Origin of the sequence: Micromonospora sp. DT62, from assembly GCF_049847285.1 — a bacterium.
In the GTDB taxonomy this organism is placed as follows: domain Bacteria; phylum Actinomycetota; class Actinomycetes; order Mycobacteriales; family Micromonosporaceae; genus Micromonospora; species Micromonospora reichwaldensis.
Map to the genome: position 1 here is coordinate 1 of NZ_JBNCOB010000079.1, position 269 is coordinate 269.

The following is a 269-nucleotide window of genomic DNA, read 5'->3' on the forward strand; positions in this document are numbered from 1 at the left end:
CTGTCCGACGAGCAGGTCGCCAACGTCAAGGCGATCATCGCCGCGACGAAGAAGGCCGGCATGGACGAGCGCGCCGCCGTCGTGTCGATCGCCACCGCCCTGCAGGAGTCGAAGCTGGAGAACCTGGGACACCTCGGTGACCGCAACGACCACGACTCGCAGGGCCTGTTCCAGCAGCGCCCCTCCAGCGGGTGGGGCACCATCGAGCAGATCACCGACCCCGAGTACTCCACCACGGCGTTCCTCAAGGGCCTCAAGCAGGTCGACGG

General features: G+C 67.7%; 1 pseudogene. It reads left to right on the forward strand.

Annotated features, from left to right (window positions below):
• Positions 1-269: pseudogene (locus ACPXCB_RS31595) on the forward strand (hypothetical protein); the annotation flags it as partial.